Raw genomic sequence first — 1,135 nt, 5'->3', positions numbered from 1 at the left:
CTCCCAAATCAAACAAAAATCTAATTCGTTTGCCAAGTTTTATCCTCAAATTTCCGTCTCCTAACCAAAGCAAAAATTTGATTCACTTGTCAGATTTTATCCGAAATTTTCTCTCAACCAAAACAAAAATCTGATTCATTTTCCAGATTTTATCGTATGCTATAGTTAATAATATTTATTGAAAATAGGTTGGTAAAAATGGCTAATTTAAAATTACGACGCTCTGAAAATATTAGTGGCGATCTATACGTTGATAATACCTGTATAGACTGTGATACTTGTCGCTGGATGTCACCAGAAATTTTTCATCGAAATGGAGAAAAATCAGCAGTTTATCATCAACCTACAAATGAAAAAGAAAGACTAGAAGCAATGCAAGCTTTATTATCTTGTCCGACAAATTCTATCGGTACTATTGAAACTCCAAAAGATATTAAAAATGTTCAACAAACTTTGCCAATTTTAGTAGTAGATAATGTTTATCATTGTGGTTATCATTCAGAAAAATCTTTTGGTGCTGCTAGTTATTTTATTGTCAGACCAGAGGGAAATATTTTGGTAGACTCGCCTCAATTTTTAACTCCATTAGTGAAGCGTTTAGAAGCAATGGGAGGAATTAAATATATGTATTTAACCCATAAAGATGATGTAGCAGATCATAAAAAATTTAGAGAATATTTTAATTGCGATCGCATTCTCCATGTTGATGAGATTTCTCCAGACACTAAGGATGTAGAAATAAAGTTAACTGGTACAGATGAAATTTCTCTAACTCCAGATTTATTAATTATTCCTGTAACTGGTCACACTAAGGGTCATACAGTTTTACTTTACCAAAAATTTTTATTTACAGGAGATCATTTAGCATGGTCTAGTCACTTAAATCAACTTTATGCTTTTCGTCGTTATTGTTGGTATTCTTGGTCAGAACAAATTAAATCTATGAAAGAACTTATTAATTATAATTTTGAATGGGTATTACCTGGTCACGGTCATCGTTATTATGCTGACACAAAAACTATGCAGCAAGAGTTACAAAAGTGTATTGCTTGGATGGAAAAATCTTGAGCTATATTAGTAGAGAAATAAAATTAAATTTCTGTGATTAAGTAAGTTGAGAAAAACACAATTTTTG

The 1,135-nt window shown here is 30.9% G+C and carries 1 protein-coding gene; it reads left to right on the top strand.

Features of this window, described 5'->3' with window-relative positions:
* Positions 1-198: 198 nt before the first annotated feature.
* Positions 199-1,068, top strand: a complete 870-nt coding sequence (locus AFK68_RS43795) for an MBL fold metallo-hydrolase (RefSeq protein WP_094671151.1) — start codon at positions 199-201, stop codon at positions 1,066-1,068.
* Positions 1,069-1,135 lie beyond the last annotated feature (67 nt).

It is taken from the genome of Hydrocoleum sp. CS-953, assembly GCF_002260545.1.
In the GTDB taxonomy this organism is placed as follows: domain Bacteria; phylum Cyanobacteriota; class Cyanobacteriia; order Cyanobacteriales; family Microcoleaceae; genus Trichodesmium.
This window is presented reverse-complemented; position numbering and strand designations above follow the sequence as displayed.

Coding starts and splice junctions, on each gene's coding strand:
- AFK68_RS43795 (WP_094671151.1), top strand. CDS start 199: ATGGCTAATTTAAAATTACGACGCTCTGAAAATATTAGTGGCGATCTA.